We start from the raw sequence: 22,952 nt of genomic DNA on the forward strand, positions 1-22,952 counted from the left end.
GTCGCGTTCCAGGGGCACTACTCGCGCTTCGTGGACATGCAGGCCTGACGCATGCGGTCGCGAAGGCGTCGAGATGCAAGCTCGTCCGGGTCTCCGCGCTTGTTGTTCGTTCCGTGTAAATGCGGATGCAGGTAGGCCGGATGTAACTGTCGCTGCTGCAACAAAACGCCTGTGTGTGCGACCCCGCGGTGGCTACCGGATCCTTTGAGTACGGCCAGGAACCCGCTAGGCAGATGCCTCGGTTCCGGTTGCCGGGCCAGGCGGCATGGCGCGAGTTGCGTCGAGCAGGTCTCGAAGCCTCCTGCGGGAGTGTGGATCATCCAGCACCTCGCTGATCCATGCGGTCGAGTCCGCGCGGTCGGGGGAGCGGGCGTTGGGCTGCAACCAGTCCGTCGCCGCCGTCTCGGTGATGTGTCCGAGCGAGGCAATGAGCATCGAAAAGTGCCCAGGCCGGTCGACCTGCCCCGGGCCGCCGGCGTCCTGGTAAGCCGCGATCAGCGCGCGCGCTCGACCCGGGTCGGAGCGTCCGAACTCGAACAGCACGCACGCGAGCTCCTGGCTCGGATCTGCCGGTCCGCTGTTCTCCCAGTCGATGACGCACAGCCCACCGGCCGCGGTGGGCAGCATGTTGTCGGCCCACAGGTCGCGGTGGCACACCCGCAAAGCCTCGGGCGGCTCGATCCAGGACTCGAGCGCGACCAGCTCGTCGCGCAGCGCGGCGAGCCGACCCGCGAACGGTGCGCCGCCGTCCCGCACCTGCTCTACCACCTCGTCCCAGCGACCAGCGCCGACGGGCTCGTGGTACCACGGGTCGAGCGGGCGGGGGTCGTCGATCTTGACGCCGTGGATACGGGCGACGACTTCGCCCACGAGGGCCGGGTCGAGACCGGGGTCTGGGGCTCCGAGGTCGACCCATTCGTACACCCTTACCCGGCGACCTCCCACGTCCGCGAACACGAACCCGTCAGTCGTGCGTCGGATCTGCGGCGTGGGCACTCCAGCGAGGTACGCCGCCTCCTGGAACTCCGTCGACAGTCGCACCTCGTCCTCCTGCGACGGGGTGAACGGGGCCTTCACCGCCCAGCTGCCATTCGTCGTGTCCAGCCGCCACACCACGCCCTGCTTGCCTCGCGCGACCGGGCCCTCGGACAGCCTCGCGGCACCGCCGAGCGCGAAGTGTCGGGCCAGATCGGAAGCGTCCACGCCTGTACTGCAGCACAGTCCCGCCGGCAGCGTCACCCCACGTGCTGGCCGACTCGCATCTGACTCGGGCAGTCGAGTGCGAGCACCTTGGTGTCGAGTTGGAGCTGACCGGGCCCGACCAGATTGGTCGGGCCCTCGGTCGTACCGGTCTCGTCGGCACCGTCCCGGAGAATTACTGCGCGAGCAGCTCTTCGGACCGTTCCCACAGACCACGCGCGAGACTCGCGTCGGCTGCCAGCGAGTTGAGATTGGTGCCGATCTTGCTTGACGTAGAACTCGCCCGAGGCCGAGTCGGTCTCAGGGGTGTGGTTCGCCAGCCCGGTCAAGGTGTCGGCTCCCTTGTCGGGTGGGGGTGAGCTCGATGAGCTGCACCCGACCGTCGTCCTGAGAGGAGCGACGTCGGACCAGGCCCAGCGCGGAGGCGCGATGCACGATGCGTGTCGCGCCCCCGACGTCAGGACACGGGCCTGGGCGATGTCCCGCACTGCGATCCCCGCCGGGCCTGCCCTGCCACGACGAGCAAGAGCTCGAACAGCGAGTGGCTCAACCCGGTGCTGTCCTCCAGGGCTCGGCCGAGCAGGTACTCGAGCCGGTTCGCCGTACCGAGCAGACGACCGAACACCAGGATGCGCGGATCGTCGGCCGCCTCACGAGCCGTGGCGAACTCTCTCTCTCTCTCGGTTCACGCAAGCAAGCGTAGGTGTCAGCGCCGAACAGACCCAGCAGTCCCGTACGGGTGCGATCGACAAACGGATTCCCGTCGGGGTTCGTCCCCGTGCGCGGCGACAGGGGCGGGCAACCGGTACGCCGGCAGACTCCGATCGCTGTCGAGATGCAAGGTTCTTGGACTATCCGGACCCGCTGGTTTAGCTACCCGAACTGTCCCGGTTCCGGATCGAGCCCGGTGTGCCTTGTTCGGTACAGACCGAGGTCGTCGAACGACGCGACGAGTCCCTCGACGTGAGGGCCGCGTGCGAACGCGTCCGCGACCGCCAGGACCCTGTCGTCCGACCCTTCGATCGCGACGCCGACCCCGGCGTACTCCAGCATCTCCAGGTCGTTGATGCCGTCACCGAACGCGATGACGTCGCATCGCTCAGCCGCGAGGTGTCGTTGGACCAGCTCGATCCCCAGTGCCTTGTGGACGTCGACCAGGTACAGCTCGCCGGCAAAGTCGTGGGCCTCGACGATCGAGCTGGGCACGAACCCCACCCTCGGCCCCAGCGAGCTCAGCAGCTCGGTCCACGGTGCCGTTGCCGCCAAGTAGGTGACCTTGGCGAACGAGACTTCCGAGAGGTCCTCGAGCATCCGGAGCGCGCGGAGGAAGTCGTCGGCACCGTGCTGCTCCTGGCCGCCCCCTGGTCCGAGCAGCGCCCTCAACCGGTCGTCGACGCCGGGCGGTCCGTACAGCGCCTCCGGCGCTTCGAGGACGAACGCCGCGTCGTGCTCGAGCAGGAGCGACACCACCCGTCGGGCCAGGCCACCAGGGAAGCGGCGATCCATGAGCAGGTTCCCCTCGACCTCGACATAGCACCCGGCCGAGGCGACCAGGCCGTCGAAGCCGACGTCGAGGATGCCGGTCGGCAGCAGCGCCTTGGAGCGGCCCGTGCACAGAAAGACACGGTGGCCAGCCGCCCTCACCCGGCGCACGGCGTCTTCGTGACCCGGTGGCACAACTCCGTGCACCGCGTAGGTGCCGTCGATGTCGAGGAAGACGAGCTTGCTCCGCACGGGGCTCATGGCTGGCACGGCCCCATGGTCGCAAGAATTCCGTCGATGCCGGACTTTGATCGGCCGGGCTGGGACCAGCCGACCGATCAAAGTACGACGCTCAGCCGCGGCCAACCTGTCGTACATCTCGACATCGCGCCACCAACCCGTAGCAGTGGGCCCGCTCGCCTGCGAACAGGCCGCGCAGCGCGACGGCGATCTCGGCCGCGTCGAGGTTCGGGAGTCGTGGGTGCGGGTTTGCGCGGGCATTGGCGGGTCCACCCCGCCCTCGCAGCGCCGACGAGTCAGGTCCTCGTCCTTGGCTGTCGGCGCTGCAAGCGACGTGCTCGGTGCTCAGAGAGTCAGGAGCACCTTGGTGGCGCGCCGTTCGTCCATCGCCTTATAGCCCTCGGCGGCCTGCTCGAGTGGGAGCTCCAGGTCGAAGACCTTGCCGGGGTCGATCTCGCGGTTCCAGATGCGCTGGATGAGGTCGGGCAGGAAGCGGCGGACGGGTGCGGGGCCACCTTCGATGTGGATGCCGGCGAAGAACAGGTTGATACCGGGGATGACGACGTCGTAGTTGACTCCGACGAAGCCCATGTGGCCTCCGCCGCGGGTGGCGCCTACGGCTTGCATGAATGCCTCTTGGGTGCCGACCGCCTCGACGACCGAGTGTGCTCCCAGCCCGCCGGTCAGTTCCTTGATCTTCGCGACGCCGTCCTCACCGCGCTCCTCGACGATGTCGGTCGCGCCGTAGTACCGGGCCAGCTTCTGACGTTCGGGGTGACGGGACATGGCGATGATGCGGTCAGCGCCGAGATGCTTGGCGGCAAGGACTGCCATCAGGCCGACGGCGCCGTCACCCACGACGGCCACGGTCTTGCCGGGGCCGGCCTGCGCGGCCACTGCGCCGTACCAGCCTGTGCCCAGGACGTCGGAGGCGGCCAGCAGGGACGGGATGAGGTCGGGGTCGGGCTGGCCCGGTGTCGCGACGAGCGTGCCGTCGGCGAGCGGGATGCGTGCTTTCTGCGCCTGGGTCCCGCTCGTGAACACGCGGTGGACGCATTGCGACTGGAAGCCGGCCTGGCAGATTTCGCATGTGTTGTCGGAGATGACGAACGAGCCGATGACGAAGTCGCCGACCTTCACGTTCTTGACCTGGTCGCCGACCTGCTCGACGACGCCCACGTACTCGTGGCCCATGGCCTCGTGGTCCACGTCGATCACGCCGCGGTACGGCCACAGGTCTGACCCGCAGATGCAGGTCGCGCTCAACCGGATGATTGCGTCGGTCTGGTCGATGATCTGGGGGTCTGCCTGGTCGTCGACGCGGACGTCGCCGGGAGCGTGCATCACAACTCCACGCATGGAAAGCGCTCCTTCATGAGACTGGTGTGCGGATCGGGCCAACCTGCGGCCCTGCGCTCTATGGAACGCACTTGCTCGTACGTGTGCGAGGTTGGGCTTATCGGGGGGACAAGCTCCCCCTCCCTGCGGATGTCGCGGCGGCTTACCGTCGTGGTGTGGACAACCGCGCCGACATTCGTGACTTCCTCGCCACCCGGCGGGCCAGGCTGACTCCCGAGCAGGTCGGGCTGCCCGCTGGTGTGCGCCGCAGGGTTCCCGGGCTCCGCCGAGAAGAGGTCGCCGTGCTGGCCGGGGTGAGCCCCGAGTGGTACGCCCGGTTGGAGAAGGGCCATATCGCCGAAGTGTCGGCCGACGTCCTTGAGGCGGTCGCCCGCGCGCTACGCCTGGACGAGGAGGAGCGCGCCTACCTTCATGACCTCGCCCGTGCGGCACGCCCCGTCGCCCGGACCCGGCGACTCAAGTCCGAGGCCGTTCCGCTCGGTGTGCAGTGGCTGATCGACTCGATGACCTTGTCGGCCGCGTTCGTGGGCAACGGGCGGCTGGACGTCATCGCGATCAACGCTCTGGGCCGGGCCATGTACGGGGGCATGTACGCGGGGCTGGAGGGCCGCAATGCCAACTTCGCCCGCTACAACTTCCTTGACCCCGGGGCCCGCGACTTCTACGCCGACTGGGCCGGCGCGGCTGACACGACGGTCGCTCTCCTGCGCGCCGAAGCCGGCCGTAACCCGGGCGACAAGGCTCTGCGCGAGCTGATCGGAGAGCTCTCGACCGTGAGCCACGAGTTCCGAACTCGGTGGGCCGAGCACAACATCCGCCAGCATCATGGGGGCGTCAAGGGCTTCCGACACCCGGACGTCGGCCAGCTCGAGCTCACCTACTACACGCTGGCGCTACCCACCTCTCTGCGTGAAGTACACACGCTGACCACCTACACCGCGCAGCCGGGCACACGCTCCGAGGACGGGTTCAAGCTGCTCGCCAGCCTCGCTGCCCACGACGCTCCGGCGTCCTACGGCCGAGGCTCCGCCTGAGCACCCGTGCCGGTCAGTAATCGTCGAGACCGCCTGGTCACCCGGCGGCCAGACCTCCATTGACAGGCAGCGCGGTCCCTCCATCGTGCACCTGCTAGACCCGGCCACTTCAACGCCGGTACAACCCGGCTCCAGGGGCAATGTGGTGGCCCGCCGACTTAGCGCGTGAGGACGCCGGCGATGTTGGCCAGGCAGAAAGGACGCCAAGCTCCACACCTCAGTGCGTTGTGGTGGCGGGGACCGGCATGGCCGGTCCCCGCTCGTGAGTGAGTGAGATCAGGCGATGGTGATGACGAGCTTGCCGACGGTGCCGGCGCCGAAGTGCGCGAACGCCTGGTCCAGCTCATCGAGGGGGTAGGTCCGCTCGATGGTCACGGTGGTGTGCTGCTGGGCGCTGTCGCCCGCGAGGCGGTCGAGGGTCGCCGTGGTCGGGGTCGCGTAGACCGGTGCGACGGTCGCGCTGTCGGTAGGCAGCTGTTCCGGGGACATGACCAAGGTCGAGGCGAACCGGCCACCGTTGCGCAAGGCGGGCAGCAACGGGGCGGCGTCACCGGCCAGGTGGATCACGGCGTCGACGCCGTCCGGGTGGGCGGCGAGAACCTGGGCGGCGACGTCCTCGCGGTAGTCGACGACCTCGACCGCACCGAGACCGGTGACCAGGGCTTTTTCCTGCTCCGAGTGGGCGGTGGCGATCACTGTCGCGCCGGACCGCACCGCGAGCTGCACGGCCTGGTGGCCGACGCCCCCGGTGGCACCGGCGACCAGGACGACCTGGCCGGCCTCGAGCTGGGCCGCGGTGACCGCGTCGACGGCCGCGGTGCCGGCCAGGCCTAGCGCGGCACCGTCGGTGAACGACACGGACCCGGGCAGCTTCGCCAGGCCGACCGCAACCGGGACGGTCACGTACTCACCGAACGAGCCATCGCCGAGGAACGTCTTGGTCACGACGCCGAACACGCGCTCGCCGACCTCGTAGTCCTCGACGCCCGCGCCAATGGCGTCCACGACGCCGGCGAAGTCCTTGCCCAGCACGACCGGGAATCGGTGCTCCATCATCCCGTTCAGGTACCCGGCGGCCACGGCGAGGTCGAACCCGTTGACCGAGGCGGCGTGCACGCGCACGCGCACCTCGCCCTCAGCAGGCTCGGGGATGCCGATGTCGTGGATCTGGGGGGCCGCACCGAACTTGGCGAGGGCAACTGCACGCATGGGACTCTCCTGTGGCTTCAAGTGGAGGACTATTTCCAGTTCGTACTGACGCTAACACGACAACCGGAGGCTCTATTCCACTTGCGAGGTATGCTGGCCCGATGTCCGTCCCCGAGCCCCTGCGCGTGGACGCGGAGCGCAACCGCGCCCGCATCCTCGACGCCGCCCGTCACGCCTTCGCGGAGCAGGGCCTGGACGTGCCCATGAGCGCGGTGGCACGGCGCGCGGGAGTCGGGATCGCGACCCTCTACCGCCGGTTCTCCACGAGCGACGACCTTGTGGCCGCAGTGTTCGCAGCCAAGATGGATGCGCACGCGTCTGCCGCTGAGGCGGCCCTCGACGTTGAGGACCCCTGGACCGGCTTCGCCGATTTCGTCCGGTCGACGTGCGAGATGCAGGCCGAGGATGCCGGGTTCGCCGACGTGCTTGCCCTCAGCCCCCGGTCAGCCTTCGACGATCAACGCTCGCGCGCCTTCAGGGCGTTCACCAGGCTCATCCAGCGCGCCAAGGACGCTGGCGAGCTTCGGACCGACTTCGAGCACCAGGACCTCGTCATGCTGCTGATGGCCAACGCCGGGCTCGCGCACGCCACGGGCGGCAACATCCGCTCCTGGCGCCGCTTCACCGAGTACATGCTCCAGGCGTTCCGCGCCCCCGGAGCCGACGCCCTGCCGCCCRCGCCCACGCCACGTGAGATGTACCAGGCTCTACAAGACAAGAGCCACTGAGCTCCCGTAGGGCTGCTGCCCCGCGCATTGACCGGGCGCCGGCTACGGCGGTCAAGTGGTCAAAGTACGACGCTTGGGTGCGGTCAATCTGTTGTGCATCTCGACAGCTGCGTCATCTCCTTCGGATGATGACCTGCGCGCCCTGCGCCAGGCAGTCTGTCGGGCATGAGCCGTCGATCCCGAGTTCCGCGGACGCGTCCGGTCGACGGGAGGGCGTGAGATGGGTGCCGAGCGCGAACGGGTGATGGCCTTCGGTCGGCTGGAGGACGGCTTGCTGCAGGCCAGTGACTGGTACCTGTGGGGGCCGTACCTGAGCGAGCGACAGTGGGGCACGGTCCGCGAGGACTACAGCGAGGACGGCGAAGCCTGGGACCATTTTCCGCACGACCACGCGCGCTCGCGGGCGTACCGGTGGGGCGAGGACGGCATGGCCGGCTTCTGCGACGTCCAGCAGAGGCTCTGCCTGTCGCTGGCGCTCTGGAACGGTCACGACCCGATCCTCAAGGAGCGGATGTTCGGGCTGACGGGCAACGAGGGCAACCACGGCGAGGACGTCAAGGAGTACTGGTGGTTCACCGACGCCCTGCCGAGCCACGCGCTCAACCGGTGGCGGTACCACTACCCGCAGCGGGAGTTCCCGTACGCCGACCTGGTGACGGAGAACGGCCGCCGGGGCAAGCACGAGCCCGAGTACGAGCTGCTGGACACCGGGGCGTTCGACGAGGACCGGTTCTGGGTGGTCGAGGTGGAGTACACCAAGGACGGCCCGCACGACGTTCTCATGACGGTCCAGGTCACCAATGCCGGTCCGGACACCGAGGTGCTGCACGTGCTGCCGACGGTCTGGTTCCGCAACACCTGGTCGTGGGAGCTGGACCAGCCTCGTCCTGCGCTGCGCGCCGGCGCCGGTGCAACGATCGAGATCGACCACCCCGAGTTCGGGGACCTGGAGTTCATCGTCGGGCCGGGTCCCGGCGGTTCCGCTCCTCCGCTGCTCTTCTGCGACAACGACACGAACGCGGCCATGCTCTTCGGTGCCGCTGAGTCGCCGGCGTACCCGAAGGACGGCATCAACGACCACGTGCTGCACGGCGCGCCGACGGTCAACCCGGACGGAGCGGGGACCAAGGCGTCCGCGTGGTACCAGGTGGAGGTCCGGTCCCAGGACACCGTGGAGCTGCGTCTGCGCCTGCGCCCGCGTGGCGGACCCGCCGGGGCCACGGGCGCGTCGTTCGACCGGGTCACAGCGCTCCGCCGTGCCGAGGCCGACGAGTTCTACGCCGAGCTCACGCCCGCGGGAACCACCGACGATGAGGCCCTCGTGATGCGGCAGGCATTCGCGGGCATGCTCTGGTCGAAGCAGCTGTACAGCTACGACGTCGCGCGCTGGCTCGACGGGGACCCGGGGCAGCCACCGCCGCCGGAAGCGCGCAAGACCGGCCGCAACAGCCGGTGGCGCAACTTTGATGCTTTCGACATCATGTCGATGCCCGACACGTGGGAGTACCCGTGGTTCGCGGCCTGGGACCTCGCGTTCCACTGCGTCGCGCTCGCGCACGTCGATCCGGCCTTCGCCAAGTACCAGCTGATCCTCATCTGCCGTGAGTGGTTCCAGCACCCCAGCGGCGCGCTGCCCGCCTACGAGTGGTCGTTCGACGACCTGAACCCGCCCGTCCAGGCGTGGGCAGCGCTCGAGGTGTTCTGTGTCGACGGCGGGACGGACCTCGACTTCCTCCGCCGCGTGTTCGACAAGCTGCTGGTCAACTTCACGTGGTGGATCAACCGTGAGGACTCCGACGGCTCCAACCTTTTCGAGGGCGGCTTCCTCGGTCTGGACAACATCGGTCCCATCGACCGCGACAAGCTGCCGGTGGCGGGCACGCTCGAGCAGTCCGACGCGACGGCCTGGATGGCTCTGTACTCGCTGCACATGGCCACGATGGCGCTGGTCCTGCACCGGCAGGGTGGCCAGCCGACGCAAGACCTCACGATCAAGTTCCTCGAGCACTACGCACTGATCAAGAACGCGCTCGACGACCAAGGGCTGTGGGACGAGACTGACGGGTTCTTCTACGACCGCATCGAGCTCGACGACGGCGAGCGCATCCCTGTGAAGGTGCGCTCCATGGTCGGTGTGCTGCCGGTGCTCGCCGGTGTCGTGATCGACGAGCCGCTGATCCGCCGCCTCGAGCTCCTCGGCAAGAGCTTCGCCGACCTGCTGGGCTCCGAGACTCATCTCGCACCCGGCGCCGGCATGGTCCGCGGCACCCCGGGCGATCGTCGGATGCTGATCGGCGTGGTCGGCGTCGAGCGGATCGAGCGCCTGTTCCGGCGACTCTTCGACGGGGCGGAGTTCCTGTCGCCGTACGGCCTGCGTGCGGTCTCAGCCGCCCACCGGGAGCATCCGTACGTCCTCGACATCGGCGAGCTCAGGGCGAGCATCGACTACGAGCCCGCGGAGTCGACGACGGCGATGTTCGGCGGCAACTCGAACTGGCGAGGCCCGATCTGGTTCCCCCTGAACTACCTGCTGGTCAGCTCGATCGGCGTCTACGGCACGTTCTTCGGCGACGAGGTCCAGATCGAGTACCCGACCGGGTCCGGAGATCGCACGGGCCTCACGGAGATCGCCGACGACCTGCGGAGGCGGCTGATCTCGCTCTTCACCCTCGACGGCGACGGCCGACGACCCTGCTACGGGTACGTGAGCCAGTTCCGCGACAACCCCCGCTGGCAAGGGCTCGTGCAGTTCAACGAGTACTTCCACGGGGACGACGGCGCGGGCCTCGGAGCCACGCACCAGACCGGGTGGACGGGGGTCGTCGCGGACCTGATCCGCCGCCGGCCGGGCTCGGGCGTCGCCTCGCTGAGCGACCTCCTGCACAACATCGGGCTGGTGCCCGTCGACGACCGGCCCACGGGCGGCCTCCCGCCGGCCTGAGGCCTCGAGAGCTCAGCCCCGACCCGACCGCTCGGCCAAGACCGTCGCGCGCGACTCCGGAACTCCCAGCATCAGCAGGCTCGTCAGGATCACCGCGGAGACGTCGAGCTCCGCCCCGGACAGGTCGTCGTCGGCGATGGTGAACACCGCCGACCAGGCCGCCTGGCTGAGGACGCCCGCGGGGAGGTGCCGCCCGAACACCCCGCTGTCCTGACCCCGTTCGACCAGGTCGGCAAGTGAGCGCTCGACCTCTTCGAGAAGGGCGTGGATGCCCTCTCCGAACTCGCCGCGCCGGAGGACCACGAGCACCCGGTACCGGTGGGTCAACGGCCAGAGGCGGGCGATGAAGTCGGCCCACGCCACGTCGGCCGCCTTGCCGACCGGGGCATCGTCGGCGAGGGCCGTCGCGATCTCGCTCGCGGCGCGTCGCGCGAGCGCCGTCAGGAGGTCGGACCGGGACGGGAAGTAGCCGTAGACGGTCCGTCTGACCACCCCGGCGGCGGAGGCGACGTCGCCCATGCTCGCGTCGGGGGTCGTCCCCAGGACCTCGATCGCCACGTCGAGGAGTCGCTCCCGGGTGTCCCCGGCGCGGGGACCTGCGGTCTCGTTCTGCACGGTCCTGATGATTGCACACTCGTGTGCAAACGCCTATGTTGCACACCGGTGTGCAATTCGCGCACCGCAGCTGAAGAGGAGCGCACCATGACCGCATCCAGTCCTGCCCCCGCCGACATCCGCCCGTTCCACGTCGCGATCACGGACGCGGAGGTCGACGACCTCAGGGAACGCCTCGCCAGGACACGCTGGCCCGATCGGGAGACCGTCCACGACTGGTCGCAGGGCGTCCCCGTGGAGAACGCCAGGTCGCTCGTCTCGTACTGGGAGCGCGAGTACGACTGGCGCCGCTTCGAGGCCGGACTCAACGCCTTCCCGCAGTTCCTGACCACGATCGACGGCCTCGACATCCATTTCCTCCACGTCAGGTCCCCGAACCCGGGCGCGCTGCCCCTGGTCCTGACGCACGGGTGGCCGACGTCGATCGCCGACTTCCTGGGGTTGATCGGGCCGCTCACTGATCCGGTCGCGTTCGGAGGGGATGCCGCCGACTCCTTCGACGTCGTCATCCCGTCCCTCCCGGGGTTCGGGTTCTCCGGCAAGCCGACCGCCGCGGGATGGGACGTCACCCGCATCGCCCGGGCGTGGACGGAGCTCGTGCGCCGACTCGGCTACCGCTCCTGGTCGGCCCATGGCGGCGACTGGGGGGCGGCCGTCACCACGGCTCTCGGCGCGAWGCAGCCCCAGGGTCTCCTCGGGATTCACTTGAGCACGCCGTACGCGTTCCCGGAGCACATCTCCGACACGCTGACTCCCGACGAGCGCGTCGCGGTGGACGGCCTCGCCCTCTACGCCGGCCCGCTCGGCGGGGCCAACCACCTGCAGGGCGCGAAGCCGGAGACTGTCGGGTTCGCCCTGGCCGACTCGCCGGCCGGCCAGGCGGCCTGGATCTACGAGAAGTTCCAGTCCAAGACCGACAACCGCGGGCTCGCCGAGGACGCCCTCAGCACCGACACCATGCTGGACGCGATCTCTCTCGCGTGGTTCACCAACAGTGCTGCCTCGTCCGCCCGGATCTACTGGGAGAACCGCTCGGCGACCATGGCCGGTCCGAGGCTCGCGCTGCCGGTCGCCGTGACCGTCTTCCCGCGAGACATCCCCCGGTTGCCGAGGAGCTGGATCGAGGCCGCCTACAGCAACCTGATCCACGTCGGTCTCGCCGACAGGGGCGGACACTTCGCTGCTCTCGAGCAACCCGAGATCCTCGTCGACGAGCTCCGCACCGGCCTGAGAGCCTTGCGCGTCATGAGTACCTCGTGATGGGCCCCGTCCGGGCGGACTCCCCGTGTGGACGCCGCGCGGAGCGCGTGCAAGCGTCGGAGCCATGGATGACCAGCCGGTCGCTGCGGCCCTGTACGGCTACCTCAGCTATCAGGACGCTCCCGGAGCCATCACGTGGCTCGAGGCACTCGGCTTCCGGGTCGTCAGTCGCCAGGACGGGAGTGACGGCACGGTGCAGCACGCCGAGCTGCGGCTCGATCGTGCGATCGTGATGGTGGCGAGCTTCGACCAGAGCTACGAGACACCAGGGCTGCACGACAGATCGGTGGGGCGGGGCTTCTACCTGCACACCGATCGAGTGGACGACCTGTACGACAGGGCGCTCGCGGCGGGCGGCCGGCCGGTGTTCCCCCCCGAGGACACCGAGTGGGGTTCGCGCCGCGCGCGGGTGCTCGACGCCGGCGGTCACGAGTGGTCGTTCGGCACCTACGAGCCCGGACTCGCCTGGTAGCGGGGCGCGGCGAGGGGCACTGCCTCGAGCACGTCGCCCACCGTGGCCCGGTAGGCCCGGGCCGGGCCCGGGTCGTGCTGCAGTCCGGTCCGGACCGTCCTCAGCACCTCGCGTCCCGGGCCGGTCAGCCCGAGCAGCCGCTCGACGGCCGCCCCGATCTGCGCGACGGACGCGTCGTTCGGGTCGAGCGCCTCGCCGACGCCGGCGCGCTCGATCGCCGCTGCGCCGGCGAACTGGTCGGTGGAGAAGGGCAGGACCAGCATCGGGGTGGCGGTGGCCGCGGCCTCGGTGACGGAGTTGTTGCCGCCGTGGGTCACGGCGAGGACGGCGTCGTGCAGCAGGCGCACCTGAGGGAGGTACTCCCGGACCAGCCAGCTCGTCGGCACGTCGCCCAGGTCCGCGACCGGAGTCACGCCGGTGGCGACGGCCGCCCGCAGGCCCGCGCCACGCAGGGCTGCGGTCACCCGGGCCAGGACGTCCCCGCGGACCGACAGGAAGCTGCCGAAGCTCACGTAGACGAAGGGCTCGGGGTCGCGGAGCCAGGCCTCGACCTGGGGGTCGACCGGTTCCCGGCGCAGCGCGGCACCCAGGTACCGGTGCGGCGGCAGCGACCGGCCCGGCGTGGCGAGCTCGGCGGGGTAGTTGTAGAGCACGAGCGGCCCGTGCAGCGCGAAGGCGTCGGCCACGGCGGGTGCACCCCGGTCGAGCACCTCGGCGGCCTCGTTCCACTGGGCCGTGAAGCGGTCGGCGACCTGCCTGCACAGCAGCTCGAGACGGTCGAGCTCGGCCGGGTCGGGACGGAACGCGGCGGGCCACAGCGGCGGGCGGCCGTACACCTCGTCGCCGACGGGCAGCGCCGTCGGGTGCCCGAGCACCACGTCCGCGTGGGCGACCCCGCCGGTCGTCAGCGCCAGCCGTGCGCTGTAGGCCAGGTGGTCGACGACGACGTGGTCCGGACGGATGCTGTCGATCACCGCGAGCGTGGCGAGTGCCTTCTCGACGGGCTGCCACATCAGGTCGACCAGGCGTTCGCTCGCCTGGTAGGTCAGGGTCGKGATCATCCCCCGGCGTGTGGCGTCGAAGAAGCCCTGCAGAGAGGCGCCCTCGTCCGGGGGCTGCTCGCCGGCCCGGATCACGCCGGGGTTCGACCCACGGCCGAGCGGGAGCTCGACCCGCTCGAAGCCGAACGAGTCCACCAGCCCGGCGGTGGCGCGTCCGGAGGCCACGACCACCCGCTCGCCCGCCTCCCGCCACGCGGTGGCGAGGGTGGCGAGCGGGAGGAGGTGCGACGCGTAGTCCGGCGCGATGACGAGCAGGGTCATCCGGCGGCGGCCAGGTCCGAGCGTGCCGCGCGCTCGTCGTCGGCGACCGTCGTGTAGATCTCCGCCAGCGTCGTCGCCATGCGGCCGATCGTGAACCGCGTCTCGACCGTGCRCCGGGAGCGCTCGGCCCGGCGGTCGTCGGTCTCGGCGAGCGACGAGTCCAACGCGGCCGACGCCGCCGACGCCAGGCGGTCGGCGTCGACGGTGCGCGTGAGGTACCCGGTCACGCCGTCCTCGACGTAGGTCGCCGGGCCGCCCGTGTCGGGCGCGACGACCAGCAGACCTGCGCCCATCGCCTCGAGGAGCGCGATCCCGAACTCCTCCTTGAGGCTCGCACACACGTAGATCCCGCCCGGCGCGCTCAACCCGGGCAGTCCGGCCCGGGTCGAGGCCAGCCAGCGGGCGACCACGTCGTTGGGGCGGTGGCCGGTGAGCAGCAGCCCGGCTGCGGGGCGGAGGTCGGCAGGGACCAGGGCGTCGATCCGGTCCAGCTGGTCGCGTTCGTCGGCGGACGGGCGGTCGAGCGCGCCGCCCACGATCACCAGGTTCGCGCGTTCGCGGAGCCCGTCCGTCGCCCACGCCTCGACGAGGGTTGCCATCCCCTTGACGCGGTGGAGGCGGCCGACGCTGACGATCAGCGGCAGCTCGCGACGCTCGACCGGCAGCGTCCCGACCAGCCTGCGCAGCTCGGCGACGGCCTCCGACGGCGCCGCGCCGCCGGCGTGCGCCACCGCGTCGGCCGTCGCGGCGTCGATGACCGTGAGGTCGACGCCCTCGGGGACGATCGTGTGCCGTTCGGGATGGGCCGTGATGTCGATGCCGACGAGCGTGCGCAGGTCACGCCCGAGGTCGGGCCGGGGGAAGAGGACGGTGTGCGACGCGTTGGCGGCGAGCCGCTGCACGAGCCGAGACCGGAACCAGTAGTGCTCGCGCTCGTCGGCCTCGCCGAAGTTCTCCCGGGTCAGCTGCCCCGCCAGGTCGAGGGACTGGATCCCCGCCTGCGGGTCGGGTGCCACGCTAAAGACGACCGGGATGTCGAGCTCGCGGGCGATGTCGGCGGCGGCCAGGCTGCCCACGTCCGCCATGCGCAGGTGCAGGGCGTCCACGCCGCCCGCAGCCCGCAGGAGCCGCCGGATGCCGCGACGGGCCGCGACCCGCGCGGGCCATGCCGACGCCGCGGGGACCGGCTCCGGGAGGAGGGGGACACGGCCGTAGCGGTGGCCGTCGCGGTCCAGGCCGTCGAGGTCGGCGAGCGCCTCCGCCTCCGAGCCGCGGGACATCGTCAGGACGCGGTCCACGCGGGTGCCACCGGGTGCGACGAGCGCGTCACCCAGCCGGACCAGCAGCGTGGCGATCCCGCCGTTGTCCCCGGCGCCCGCCGCGGTGAGCCGTGCGTCGATGTCGGCGTGGAGGAACAGCTGACCGATCGTCAGCCCGGACCTCGCGCGGCGTCGCCGACCGGAGGCCGCCAGGTCGAGGTCGGCGATCGCGAGCCGGGCGACCTGGGCGAGGTGACCGTCGCCCCAGGACAGGCGGCCGAGGAGGTCCAGCGCCGCGCCGGTCGCCGGTCGCTCGCCCAGGGCGGCCACTGCCGTGGCGCGCACCCCGAGGTCCTCGCCGTCGTCGGCCGCGACGGCGAGCAGGGGCCGGCCGGCGATCGGGTGCTGGACCAGCCCGAGGGTCTCGACGAGCCGGGTGCGCGCACCTCGGTCGGAGGCGCCGACCAGGGCGCCCTCGACCCCGACGGCGAGGAGCTCCGGGCTGCGGGAACCCCACTGCTCGAGCGTGCGCTGCGCCAGCATCCCGCCGAACCCTCCGTCGGCGACCATCGTGACGAGCCTGCCGACGGCTCCGGCCCGCGGCAGTCCCGCTCCGAGCACCCACGCGGCGTGCTCACGCACGAACCGCCGGTCGTCGGAGAGGCTGCCCTCGAGGGCCCGCGCCGCCTCGTCGTCGACGACCGTGCCGAGCGCGTGCAGCGCCGCGACGACCACCAGCTGATCGGCGTCCTCGACGGCGCCGCGCAGCACCCGGACGGTGCGGCTACCGGGGTCGCGGCTGCTCTCGAAGGTCAGGGCGTCGGCGCGCTGCAGGGCGTCGACGATCCGTTCGGCCGAACGCACGGCGTCCAGCGAGGTCTGGATTCCCACGCAGGTCTCCCTCGATCCCTCGGGTGCGGCGGTAGCGACGCCGTCGCCCCTCCTTCGGGGTGAGAGGCGTCCGTGGATGCACCTGGTCCGACCGCGTCGTCGACTGGTGGCCGGGGCGGCCACCAAGATGCTCAGCATGCTGAGGGTAGGCATGCTGGAGCCATGTCAGCGACCGGAGCGATCCTTTCCGACCGACCCACCACGGCCGACCGCACCCGGCAGGTCTGCGTGCTGGTCGGCGCGGTGGTGGCCGTCGTGGGTGCCGCGGCGGGTTCCGGGGCCTTCGGGGGCCAGGCCGTCGCGGACGCGGCCGGCGGAGCCCTGTCGGCGACCGCGACACCCGTGGCGCCTGCCACGCCGGCCTTCTCCATCTGGTCGGCGATCTATCTGGGCCTCGCCGTCGTCGCGGTCGCCCAGGCCCTGCCCCGGCAGGCGACCAACCCTCGTCTGCGAGCCACCGCATGGTGGGTGCTCGCCTCGATGCTCCTCAACGCGCTCTGGATCGGTGTGGTGCAGCGGGGATCGCTCGTCGGCTCGGTCCTGGTCATCGTCGGCCTGCTCGCGGTCCTGTGCGTCCTGTTCGTCGCGCTGGTCGCCGCCCCTCCGCGCGGGGTCGTGGACGTGACGACCGACGTGACGGTCGGCCTGTACCTGGGGTGGGTGAGCGTGGCTGCGCTGGCCAACGTCGCGGCGTTCCTGGCGCACGCCGGCGTCGGTGACCTGGTGCTGGGTGCCACGGCGTGGTCGGTGGTCCTGCTCGCCGGCGCGGCGGCCCTCTCCCTCGCGTACGCCACGTACGGCCGTGGCCGCCCGACGGTGATCGTGCCCCTGGGGTTGGCGATGGCGTGGGGCCTGGCCTGGATCAGCATCGGGCGTTCTCAGGGACCGCTGCAGAACGGTGCGGTGGCGCTCGCGGCCGGCCTTGCGAGCGGCGTGGCGCTCGTCGGCTGCGTCGTGGCCGCCGCCCTCGGTCGGCGAACCCGCGACTGACGCGGCCGAGGCTCGTGCTCGGACCGTCGTCGAGAGCGCGCGCCGCGGGACGTTTGCCCACCGGGCGGCGCCGATCGGCCTAGCCTGCGGGGGGATGTCGTCCGACGGAGGGAGCGCCCGTGTCCGAGAGCACGCTCGAGGCCCTGGGCGGGGGTGCGAAGGCCCCCGCCCAGTTCGGTCACGACGCCCTCGTCGTCTGCGACAACGTCGTGCGGATCTTCCAGTCGGGCAGCGTCGAGGTGCAGGCCTTGCAAGGGCTGGACCTGTTGGTCGACGAGGGCGAGATGGTGGCGGTCGTCGGAGCCAGCGGCTCGGGGAAGTCGACGCTCCTGGCGGTGCTGTCCGGGATGGACGCACCGACCGCGGGACGCGTGCGGGTGGGGCGCTGGGACCTGATGGCGATGCACGCACGTGACCGGGTCGCCTACCGCCGGCAGATGGTCGGCTTCGTGTGGCAGCAGACCTCGCGCAACCTTCTGCCGTACCTGACCGCCCTGCAGAACGTCGCGACGCCGATGACAGGGCCGCGGCGGCACCGGTCGGCGCGGGCCGCGGAGCTGCTCGACCTCGTCGGCGTGGGACACGTCGCCGGCCGGCTGCCGCGGGAGATGTCCGGAGGCGAGCAGCAGCGCGTCGCCATCGCGACGGCCCTGGCGAACGAGCCCCAGCTGCTGCTGGCCGATGAGCCGACGGGCGAGCTCGACACCGCCACGGCGCGCGAGGTGTTCGACGCCCTGCGCACCGTCAACCGGGAGTCCGGCACCACCGTGGTCGTGGTCACGCACGACTCGGCTGTCAGCGGGCTGGTGGAGCGCACCGTCGCGATCAGGGACGGGCGGACGAGCAGCGAGGTGCTGCGTCGGGACGCCGGCGGCGACGTCACGCACGACGAGTACGCGGTGATGGACCGGGCCGGGCGGTTGCAGGTGCCGCGCGAGTACCGCGAGGCGCTCGCGCTGACCCGCCGCGTGCGCCTGGCGCTCGAGGCCGACCACCTGGGCGTGTGGCCCGACGGCAGCGCCAGGTGAGCACGGGCGTGGGCGCGGCGGTGCGCGTGCGGGACGTGCACCGCACCTTCGGGAGCGGCCGCTCGGCCGTGCACGCCCTGCGCGGGGTCGACCTCGACGTGGAGCCGGGCGAGCTCGTGGCGCTCGTCGGGCGCTCCGGGTCGGGCAAGACGACGCTCCTCAACGTCGTCGGCGGGCTCGACCGCCCCGACCAGGGGAGCGTGCTGGTCGACGGCGTCGACGTCGCCGCCCTCAGCGACGACGAGCAGGCCCTGCTGCGCCGCGACCGGGTCGCCTTCGTCTTCCAGACCTTCGGACTGATACCCGTGCTGACGGCGGCCGAGAACGTCGGTGTGCCGATGCGGCTGCGCGAGGCACCCGTGCCGGAGCGTGAACGCCGCGTCGAGATGCTCCTCGACCTCGTCGGGCTCGCCCCGCACGCGTTGCAGCGCCCCGACGAGCTGTCCGGTGGTCAGCAGCAGCGGGTCGCCATCGCACGCGCCCTGGCCGGCTCGCCCCGGTTGCTGGTCGCCGACGAGCCCACCGGGCAGCTCGACAGCGAGACCGGGCTGTCCGTGATGGCGCTGATCCGCGGTGTCGTCGAGGCGGAGCGGATGACGGCGCTCGTCGCCACGCACGACCCGGTGATGATCGCGCTCGCGGACCGCGCGGTGCACCTGGTCGACGGTCGACTCGTGGATGCTGCCGAGCGTGGGTGAGCTCCTGTGGCGGCGCGGGCGCGCCCAGGTGGCGGTGCTGGCGACGGTGCTCGCGGTCATGATCGCCGGCGCGAGCCTCGTCGGGACGTGCGTGCTGCTCCTGACGGCCTCCCCACAGCGGGCGCTGCAGCTCGCGATGGTCCACGCCCCCGGTGCGGACGTCGCGGTGGGGGTCGCGCTCGGCTTCCCTGAGGACCCGGACGACCCGGACGTGAGCGAGCGCGTCGCCGCCACCGCGCGCGACGCCTCCGGAGCGGTCGCGGAGGCGTCGGCCATGCTGACGGGAGTCTTCGGTGGCCTCCCGACCACCGAGACCGCCTGGGTCTCGACCGTCATGAGGTACCTGCCGCCCGACGGCGGTCCGCTGCGCCTCGGCTACCTCGCGGAGCTCGACGACCGCGACGCACGCGGGACGCTCGAGACGGGGCGCTGGCCGGCGGCGACGGGCGAGGTCGCCATGCCGACGTCCGCGGCACGAGCGCTCGACCTGGACGTCGGGAGCGTGACCACGCTCGCCGGAGCGCCGGGAGGCGGTGGCACCGAGCTGACGGTCGTCGGGACGTTCGTGCCCCGACCCGACCCGACGTGGGCCGAGGACCCGCTGGGCGGGACCGGGGTGAGCCCGAACTACCGCGGCTACATCACGGCCTACGGCCCGTTCGTCGTCGCACCCGGCGGGCTCGCCGCGAGCGAGGTCCCGCTGCGTCGGGTCACCCTGCGGGTGCAACCCGACCTGACCGGTGCGGACGCCGGCGACCTGACCCAGGCAGGTGCGCGCGTCGACGCCCTGAAGGGGGAGCTCGGCAGCGCGCTGGGCGACCGCACCCAGAACCTAGTGGTGGACCTGCCCTACGCGCGCACGGTGCACGCGGCCCGGGAGCAGCGCGGGGTGACCGGCTCGGGCGTGCTCGCCGTGGCGCTGCTGGGCGCCGCGCTGGCAGCGACCACGGTCGTGCTGGCCGCCCGGCTCGTCGCAGGTCGGCGCGCACCTGAGGCGGCGCTGCTCAGCGCCCGTGGAACCGGCCGCGGCCGACTCGTCGGCCAGGCCGCTGCCGAGGCCGGTGTCCTGGCGATCCTCGCGGTGGTCCCGGCGACGGCGTTGGCGCTCGGACTGTACGGGGTGCTGGCGGGGGCGGTCGGGCTCGATCCGGGGGGAGTCCCCGAGGGCGGGCTGCTCCCGCTCGTCGCGAGCGTCGGCGCCGTCACGCTGACGCTCGGCACCCTGCTCGTGCTGCCCTGGCTGGCCGCCGGCACGCCGCGCGGCGTCCGCGACGACCGCGTGGGCGTGGTGGCCCGCTCGGGCGCCGACCTGCTGCTCCTGGCTCTAGCGGCGCTCGCCTATCTGCAGCTGCGCGAGCACCGGGTGACCGGCGGCGCCACGGCAGACCCGGTGCTCGTCGTCGCTCCGGTGCTGTGCCTCCTGGCGGGGGCGGCCCTCGTCCTGCGCCCCCTCGCGCTGATCGCCCGCAGCGCCGACGCGCGCGCCGCGTCGGCCCGTTCGCTGACCCTGCCGCTCGCCGCCTGGGGGGTGGCGCGTCGCCCGCAGGGCGCCGCGGCGGCGTTCCTGGTCGTTCTGGCGACGGCGTGCGCGACCTTCGGGATCGGGTTCGCCGCGACGTGGTCGCAGTCCCAGCGTGACCAGGCGGCGGCCGCGGTCGGCACCGACCTCTCGGTGCCAGCGCAGCTGGACGCGCTGGGCACCGGCGCCACGCTGCGCACAGCCACGGGCGGTCGGGTCAGCCCCGCCACGAGCAGGCCGATCACCCTCGGTTCGCGGGCGCAGGGTGGCGACGAAGCCGTGCACCTGGTCGCGGTCGACACGCGGGACGCCGACGGGCTGCTGCGCGGCCGCCTGCCGTCCGGCGGTTGGGACGATGCGGCAGCGGGACTGGCGCCGACCGGGTCGGTCGGGGGCGTGCGGCTGCCCGGCACGAGCGCCGACCTGGTGGTGACGGGGCACGTCGAGGACGAGCTCGCGATGAGCGCCACCCTCAGCATCGTCGTGGAGGACGCCGAGGGGGCGCGCGCGGCCCTGCCTGCGGGGGCCGTGCCGCTGGACGGCGCTCCGCACGACCTCGCCGTGGCCGTGCCGCCCGACGTCCGGCTGGTGGCCGTGGACACCCGGCTCACCGCGTCCGGCGACGCCGCCGACCCCGACCAGCAGAGCCAGGTCGGGTTCGACATCGAGGTGGCGCTGCGCGACGCGACCCTGTCGTCCGACGGCGGGTGGTTCCCCGCGCACCCGCCGACGAGCGACTACGTCGTGGCGGCGCTCGACCGCATCACGGCGGCCGAGGAGCCCGACGGGGTGCGGCTGACGCTGGCGGGCACCGCCTATCTGCCGGGGCTGTACTGGTCCGAGGGCACGCTCACCGCTCTCGCGTTCCACCCCGTCGACGACGTGCCGGTGGTGGTCTCCGCACAGCTGGCGGACGAGCTCGGGCTCAAGGTCGGCGACGGCGTGCAGCTGGCTCTCGGTCTGACCCCGGTCCGCGCGAAGGTCGCCGGCGTCGCGGCCTACATCCCCTCGCAACCACGCGCCCTCGCGCTGCTGGCCGACGTGGACTCGTTGTCGCGCGCCACCCTCAGCCAGGGCGACCTCGACACCCTGACCGACGCCTGGTGGGTCGGCGGGGCGATGCCGCCCGGCGTTGCGGCGACACTCGCCGCTCAGGGGATCGGCCCGGTGACCGACCGCACCGCCGTGGCCCACGAGAGTGCCGACGGTCCCCTGCGGGCGGCGCAGCGGGCTGCCGCCGCGCTGCTGGTCGTGGCGGCCTTCGTGCTCACGTTCGTCGGGACGGCGATCTACACCACGACCGCGCTCGAGGCGCGCGAGGCCGACGTGGCCCGCCTGCGGGGCCTGGGAGCGCTGCGACGCTCCGTCCTGAACTCCGTCCTCGCCGAGCAGGCCGTCCTCGTCGGGCTCCCGGTGCTCGCCGGCGCGCTGCTCGGTGCGCTCGCCTGCTGGACCATCGGCCCGCTCCTGGCTGTCTCGTCGCAGGGGCTGCCACCCGTGCCGGGCGCCGTCGTGACGTGGCCGTGGGAGGTGCAGGTGGCGACGGTGCTCGTGCTCCTGCTCGGGTGCGCGGCGGTGGTCGTCCCCCTGGCGGCCCGGACGGTACGCCGGTCGACGATCGGCCGGCTGCGCATGGAGCCGGGAGCATGAGAGCCGCGTGGCGCCGGTCCCGCGCCGACCTGTGGCCTCTGGTCGTCACGCTGATCGTCGTCGCGCTGACGGTCGGCGTCACGGATGCCGTGCCCCGCCTGCTGAGCAGCCGCGCCGACACCGCCGTCCGGATGGCTGTCGCGCGCGCGGACCCGCCCACCGACGTCGTCGTCACCAGCACGTACGGCGCCGGTGCGTCCGACCCGACCGTCGGTGAGCTCGAGACCAGGGCGGGCGTCGACGATGCGGCCGGCACGATCGACCGTGCCCTGCCGCCGTCGCTGCACCGTGTTCTCGGGCCACCCGTCGCCGCCGCCACGAGCACCGACCTGACGATCAGCACACCGGGGATGCCGACCGGCGGGGTGCTGTGGATGACGTACCTGTGGGCGGGGCACGACCCCGCCGTTCGCTGGCTCAGCGGGGGTGCACCCGGGGGCCCCGGGCCCGACGGTGCTGTGCAGCTCGCGCTCTCGGACGCGGTGGCGCGTCTGCTCGACGTCGGTGCCGGCGACACCTTCCAGGCCGTGAAGCCCGACCACACGGTCGTGCCCGTGCAGGTCACCGGGGTGTTCGACGCGAAGGACCCGCAGGACAGCGTGTGGACGGCGCGGCCCGAGGTCCTGCGGCCGCGGGTCGTGGGGCAGAGCAACGCGCCGACCACGGTCGTGGGCGGCCTGCTGTCCGCGGCGTCGCTCCCCGCTGCGCGCGCCGCGCTCGAGCCGGACGGGGTGACCCGGACGTTCCGGTTCCCGGTGGAACCCCAGGCGCTGGACTACGCCGGGTCGGACGCCCTGGCCAAGCAGGTCGCCGCACTGGAGGCGTCGCCGGACCTGGTGCTGGCCCCCGGGCCCGGGCCATCGGTGACGTCGCGGCTCGACCTCGTGCTCACGCAGGCGCGCGCCGGGGTGGCGGCGACCTGGTCGCAGGCCACCGTGGTGCTGGCCGGTCTGGCAGGCGGCGCCGTGCTGGTCCTGCTGGTCGCCGCCGACCTTCTTGCGCGCCGGCGCTCCACCGCGCTGCGCACGCTGCGCGCCCGCGGGGCCTCCCTCCCG

Annotated in this window: 17 protein-coding genes; 10 read left to right on the forward strand and 7 right to left on the reverse strand. The window is 72.1% G+C overall.

Annotated features, from left to right (window positions below):
- Window positions 1-225: 225 nt before the first annotated feature.
- From ACXJKG_RS08130 to ACXJKG_RS08140, 3 genes are all read right to left on the reverse strand, one after another.
- Window positions 226-1,239 carry a phosphotransferase enzyme family protein gene (locus ACXJKG_RS08130; RefSeq protein ID WP_456845251.1) on the reverse strand — a complete coding sequence of 338 codons (1,014 nt, stop codon included), beginning with the start codon at window positions 1,237-1,239 and terminating at the stop codon, window positions 226-228.
- Between the two features lie 834 nt (window positions 1,240-2,073).
- Window positions 2,074-2,943: an HAD hydrolase family protein gene (locus tag ACXJKG_RS08135; protein ID WP_456845266.1), complete on the reverse strand. Its 870-nt coding sequence runs from the start codon at window positions 2,941-2,943 to the stop codon at window positions 2,074-2,076.
- Between the two features lie 324 nt (window positions 2,944-3,267).
- A complete protein-coding gene (locus ACXJKG_RS08140) occupies window positions 3,268-4,281 on the reverse strand; it encodes a zinc-dependent alcohol dehydrogenase family protein (RefSeq protein ID WP_456845267.1) in 1,014 nt (337 codons plus the stop codon).
- 155 nt (window positions 4,282-4,436) lie between these two features.
- Here ACXJKG_RS08140 and ACXJKG_RS08145 point away from each other — a divergent pair, with 155 nt between their 5' ends.
- Window positions 4,437-5,315: a helix-turn-helix transcriptional regulator gene (locus ACXJKG_RS08145; protein ID WP_456845252.1), complete on the forward strand. Its 879-nt coding sequence runs from the start codon at window positions 4,437-4,439 to the stop codon at window positions 5,313-5,315.
- Window positions 5,316-5,591: 276 nt separating this feature from the next.
- On the opposite strand, the gene ACXJKG_RS08150 is transcribed toward ACXJKG_RS08145, so the two are convergent.
- The gene (locus ACXJKG_RS08150; RefSeq protein ID WP_456845253.1) at window positions 5,592-6,524 is read right to left on the reverse strand and encodes an NADP-dependent oxidoreductase; all 933 of its coding nucleotides are present in this window, start codon (window positions 6,522-6,524) and stop codon (window positions 5,592-5,594) included.
- 101 nt (window positions 6,525-6,625) lie between these two features.
- Between ACXJKG_RS08150 and ACXJKG_RS08155 the strand changes: the two genes are divergently transcribed.
- On the forward strand, window positions 6,626-7,252 hold the full coding sequence (locus tag ACXJKG_RS08155; protein ID WP_456845254.1) for a TetR/AcrR family transcriptional regulator: 627 nt from the start codon (window positions 6,626-6,628) through the stop codon (window positions 7,250-7,252).
- Between the two features lie 220 nt (window positions 7,253-7,472).
- On the forward strand, window positions 7,473-10,193 hold the full coding sequence (locus tag ACXJKG_RS08160) for an MGH1-like glycoside hydrolase domain-containing protein (RefSeq protein WP_456845255.1): 2,721 nt from the start codon (window positions 7,473-7,475) through the stop codon (window positions 10,191-10,193).
- A gap of 12 nt (window positions 10,194-10,205) precedes the next feature.
- On the opposite strand, the gene ACXJKG_RS08165 is transcribed toward ACXJKG_RS08160, so the two are convergent.
- Window positions 10,206-10,808: a TetR/AcrR family transcriptional regulator gene (locus ACXJKG_RS08165; RefSeq protein WP_456845256.1), complete on the reverse strand. Its 603-nt coding sequence runs from the start codon at window positions 10,806-10,808 to the stop codon at window positions 10,206-10,208.
- 87 nt (window positions 10,809-10,895) lie between these two features.
- On the opposite strand from ACXJKG_RS08165, the gene ACXJKG_RS08170 reads away from it, so the two are divergent.
- Both ACXJKG_RS08170 and ACXJKG_RS08175 read left to right on the forward strand, forming a co-directional pair.
- Window positions 10,896-12,068, forward strand: coding sequence for an epoxide hydrolase family protein (locus ACXJKG_RS08170; protein WP_456845257.1), 1,173 nt, complete (start codon window positions 10,896-10,898; stop codon window positions 12,066-12,068).
- Window positions 12,069-12,132: 64 nt separating this feature from the next.
- Window positions 12,133-12,540 carry a VOC family protein gene (locus ACXJKG_RS08175; protein WP_456845258.1) on the forward strand — a complete coding sequence of 136 codons (408 nt, stop codon included), beginning with the start codon at window positions 12,133-12,135 and terminating at the stop codon, window positions 12,538-12,540.
- Here ACXJKG_RS08175 and ACXJKG_RS08180 read toward each other — a convergent pair.
- Together ACXJKG_RS08180 and ACXJKG_RS08185 are read right to left on the reverse strand one after the other, a co-directional pair.
- A complete protein-coding gene (locus ACXJKG_RS08180) occupies window positions 12,516-13,862 on the reverse strand; it encodes a nucleotide disphospho-sugar-binding domain-containing protein (protein WP_456845259.1) in 1,347 nt (448 codons plus the stop codon). The two genes, ACXJKG_RS08175 and ACXJKG_RS08180, sit on opposite strands and share 25 nt — an antisense overlap.
- A complete protein-coding gene (locus ACXJKG_RS08185; RefSeq protein ID WP_456845260.1) occupies window positions 13,859-16,012 on the reverse strand; it encodes a glycosyltransferase in 2,154 nt (717 codons plus the stop codon). The genes ACXJKG_RS08180 and ACXJKG_RS08185 overlap by 4 nt, the downstream gene beginning before the upstream one ends.
- 162 nt (window positions 16,013-16,174) lie before the next feature.
- Between ACXJKG_RS08185 and ACXJKG_RS08190 the strand changes: the two genes are divergently transcribed.
- The 5 genes from ACXJKG_RS08190 to ACXJKG_RS08210 form a co-directional block, all read left to right on the forward strand.
- Complete coding sequence (locus ACXJKG_RS08190; RefSeq protein ID WP_456845261.1) at window positions 16,175-17,002, forward strand: tryptophan-rich sensory protein; 828 nt, start codon at window positions 16,175-16,177, stop codon at window positions 17,000-17,002.
- Window positions 17,003-17,121: 119 nt separating this feature from the next.
- Window positions 17,122-18,030 carry an ABC transporter ATP-binding protein gene (locus ACXJKG_RS08195; protein WP_456845262.1) on the forward strand — a complete coding sequence of 303 codons (909 nt, stop codon included), beginning with the start codon at window positions 17,122-17,124 and terminating at the stop codon, window positions 18,028-18,030.
- Window positions 18,027-18,728: an ABC transporter ATP-binding protein gene (locus tag ACXJKG_RS08200; RefSeq protein WP_456845263.1), complete on the forward strand. Its 702-nt coding sequence runs from the start codon at window positions 18,027-18,029 to the stop codon at window positions 18,726-18,728. Before ACXJKG_RS08195 ends, ACXJKG_RS08200 begins: the two co-directional genes overlap by 4 nt.
- Window positions 18,721-21,897: an FtsX-like permease family protein gene (locus ACXJKG_RS08205; RefSeq protein ID WP_456845264.1), complete on the forward strand. Its 3,177-nt coding sequence runs from the start codon at window positions 18,721-18,723 to the stop codon at window positions 21,895-21,897. The genes ACXJKG_RS08200 and ACXJKG_RS08205 overlap by 8 nt, the downstream gene beginning before the upstream one ends.
- A partial coding sequence (locus ACXJKG_RS08210) for a hypothetical protein (RefSeq protein ID WP_456845265.1) occupies window positions 21,894-22,952 on the forward strand: 1,059 nt, incomplete at its 3' end. The genes ACXJKG_RS08205 and ACXJKG_RS08210, both read left to right, overlap by 4 nt.

Source organism: Cellulomonas sp. P5_C6 (assembly GCF_054049635.1).